This window comes from uncultured Oribacterium sp., assembly GCF_902481605.1.
GTDB classification, from domain to species: Bacteria; Bacillota; Clostridia; order Lachnospirales; family Lachnospiraceae; genus Oribacterium; species Oribacterium sinus.
On record NZ_CABSXI010000115.1, the window covers coordinates 1 to 3,049 of the forward strand.

Below are 3,049 nucleotides of genomic sequence, written 5' to 3' on the forward strand. Positions count from 1 at the left end.
AATAAGGGAAGGCCAATAAATTGCATCAGAGGTGAAAGCATTCACGGAAGTACAATTTTAAAGGAGAAAATAGGAAAATGGCATTAACAGCTGAAGAAGTAGAGAAATTAAAGGAACTTAAACGCACTGAAGAGTTTAAAAAAAACTATAAACTGATAAAAGACGAACTTGTAAAAAGAGACAGGCAAGGTGTAGATATGGCTGCCAAGGGACTAATTTGTCTCTTCGTGTTGTGCTATCTGCCTCGTCGTGCAGGCTTTCCTTTGGCAGTAGTCCTGCTGTTTGTCTTAATCATCATCCCCTTTTTTAAGAGCAAAAGTGATATCGATTTGGATGATATCTATACAGAACAGATTCTTAATCTGATACTGGAGGCAATACTTCCGAAGGCTAAGATTCACTCCTGGGGAGAAGAGCCTATAGAGGATGTAAAATATGCGGTTCCCAAGTCAGAGAAGTATAATCAATTCTATGCACTGAAATTTCATGATGAACGAAACCTTAGTGTTTGTAATTTGTATGCCTGGCATGAAGAAGAGTACAAGAGTGGAAAGGAAAAACGAACTAAGACAGTGAGGGATTTCCAAGGCGTTTTGTACGCCCTAACTCTGACGGAAGTTTATCAAGGGCATGTACGGATTGTGCCCACAAAGAAACTTGCGCATTTGAATATAGAGACCCAGGGAAAATATGCGGGAGCCTTAGAGGGTGAGCAAAAGATTGATGTGGAGGATGTGCGGCACAATGAAAATTACAACATTTACTGTACGGATGAGATTGCTGCTCGAAAGTTCTTAAGTCCAAGTGTTCTGGCTTGGTTTGATGAGCAGATTTCAGATCAGGGACTTTGTGCCTACCTTAAGGGGAATAAGCTTTATATCAGCAAATATACCAATGAATATATGTTTCCGGTGCCGGATACCAAGAAGAAGCTGAGTGAGTGGTCGGTGGAAAAAGCGGCTCTCTATCTAAAAGACTTAAGTCAGGAAGCAAAGGCTATGGCATCGGTTTTTTCTAAATAGCAATGAAAACAATGGGAACAAAAGAGGTGAGTTATGGATGTTCGAAGTGAAGAGGGAACCATAATGCTGGAATGGGGGATAGGAATGATATTTTCTATCTTTATTCTTATGTTTTTTTTGGCTTTATCCGTTCATTTGTATCAGCGAAACATGTTTACAGCAGCCTGCAATGCGGCGGTAGTGAGAGTTGCAGAGAATTATAAATACGAAGGCTTGGAATACAAAGAGGAGATAACGGTGCAAGATATTGAAAATATAGGCTTGTATCGCTATCTTAGCATGAAACAAATGAACCTTCTCATAAACGGAAATGAGAAAGCGAGTAGATTTTTGGGATTTAGACTTACGAAGTACAGTGGTGGAAATGGTGGCGGTAAGGAAACGGTAAGGGTAAAGCGAGTTCCGGATGATCTTGGACGATGCCATTATGTACTGGAAGCGGAGAAAAGCTTTGATTTTCTTTTTGCACCCTTGTTGGAGAAAGTCGGCTTAAAAGAGTCCAACAAAGTAAAAGTAGTGGCAGTTGCCTCAACTCTGGATGTGCTTCATTATGTAAACACGGTTCATTTTAGCCAGTATGCCAATAATAAAGTAAGTGATCTGTCCAAGGTCGCAGGAGTGATAGATTCCTTTATTAGTCTTGGAAAGGATTTGTTCGGTTTGGTTACTTCTTTTGGAGAGGATTCATGATGGGAAAAGAGGAAAACGATAAAATGAAGAGCAATCGAAATCACGTTGAAGATACCGTTGAAAACAATCTTAAAGAGAAGCTTCTTAGAGAAAGAGCTTCCGTTACCTTAGAGGCGGCGATTATCTTGCCCATATTCTGCTTTCTATTTATGGCATTGAATGGTGTGTTCTTTGTGTTTTCGGCGCAGAATCAAGTGATGCATACTTTGGTGCAAACGGCCAATAGTCTTAGTCTGGATCCTTATTGGAATGAAAAGATAAGCTTGGAGAATACCAGTGTAAGTACTATTTTGCAAAGATTTGAGCGTTATGTGGTACGAGACAAGAGCTTTTCTTCTGCGGAAAGCTGGCACAAGAATGAAACAGTGTCTTTCGGCGTGCTGGAAGACAGATTTTATTCTTATTTTACCGGGGATGGAAATAAACTCAGTGCTTATACTAAATTAAAAAAATTGGGCGTAGTAGGGAACATGGAGCTTAGCGGGACAGTCAATAACGGCGACTTAACCCTTGTTGCCAAGTACAAGATGAAGTTTTGGTTTAATCTTTTTAAAACAGAACCATTGGACTTATCCCAGAAGGTGAAGGTTCATTTGTGGGGATTGGAAGACTATTAAAGGGGAAAACATGGCTTTAAAACTAGGCATCGGTGTATTATATCTGCTTCTCTCTGTGTTAGCTATTAAGCTAAGCCACATTTTGCTGGTATGGCATCAAAAACAGCAACAGCGAAAAGGGATAGATAAAAAGGAAACCCATCCGATTTTCAATAAAAAGGCAAAAAATATATTGTATGGATTGTTTATTCTGTTTTCCGCTGTATTGGGATACTTCACGGCACAGAACGCAGTAGATACCTTTGCTATTGTTCGTCTGACTTTGTTGTATTTTATTTTGGCTGTAGCGGCCATTGTAGACGGGGAAAAATACATTATTCCGAATATTTTAGTGCTCATCTTTCTGGTGGCAGGGGTAGTGATAGGACTCATTGAAATTTTGTATTATCACCTTGGGTGGAGAGAGTTCCTTTTCCAGTCTTTAGGTTCCCTGTTTATTTTATTGCTCTTTCTTCTATTGATGGTATTCCTATCAAAGGGGGGATTGGGGATGGGAGATGTAAAATTATATGCTGCCATTGCCTTTTATTCCGGCATCAGTGCGGCCTGTATTATTCTTCTTTTCTCCTTTATTCTTTGTGCGATTACGTTCATCCCCTTTTTGCTTCTGAAGAAAATAAAGATTAAAGATGCCTTTCCTATGGGAGGCTTTATCATTGTAGGCTATGGTATTAGCTTGATGCTGTCCTTGATATAGTACGGTGCTCTTGAAGGGAGCAG

The 3,049-nt window shown here is 39.8% G+C and carries 4 protein-coding genes; all 4 read left to right on the top strand.

What is annotated here, in order from left to right; genetic code table 11:
- The first annotated feature begins 77 nt into the window (after nt 1-77).
- From RDQ32_RS10970 to RDQ32_RS10985, 4 genes are read left to right on the top strand one after another with little or no spacing between them, the layout of a single operon-like run.
- Entirely contained in the window at nt 78-1,022 is a 945-nt protein-coding gene (locus RDQ32_RS10970) for a DUF3137 domain-containing protein (protein ID WP_308580524.1), read from the top strand.
- 33 nt (nt 1,023-1,055) lie between these two features.
- Complete coding sequence (locus RDQ32_RS10975; RefSeq protein ID WP_308580525.1) at nt 1,056-1,712, top strand: hypothetical protein; 657 nt, start codon at nt 1,056-1,058, stop codon at nt 1,710-1,712.
- On the top strand, nt 1,709-2,329 hold the full coding sequence (locus tag RDQ32_RS10980) for a pilus assembly protein (RefSeq protein ID WP_308580526.1): 621 nt from the start codon (nt 1,709-1,711) through the stop codon (nt 2,327-2,329). Before RDQ32_RS10975 ends, RDQ32_RS10980 begins: the two co-directional genes overlap by 4 nt.
- Nucleotides 2,330-2,339: 10 nt before the next feature.
- Entirely contained in the window at nt 2,340-3,026 is a 687-nt protein-coding gene (locus tag RDQ32_RS10985) for a prepilin peptidase (protein WP_308580527.1), read from the top strand.
- The last annotated feature ends 23 nt before the right edge of the window (nt 3,027-3,049 follow it).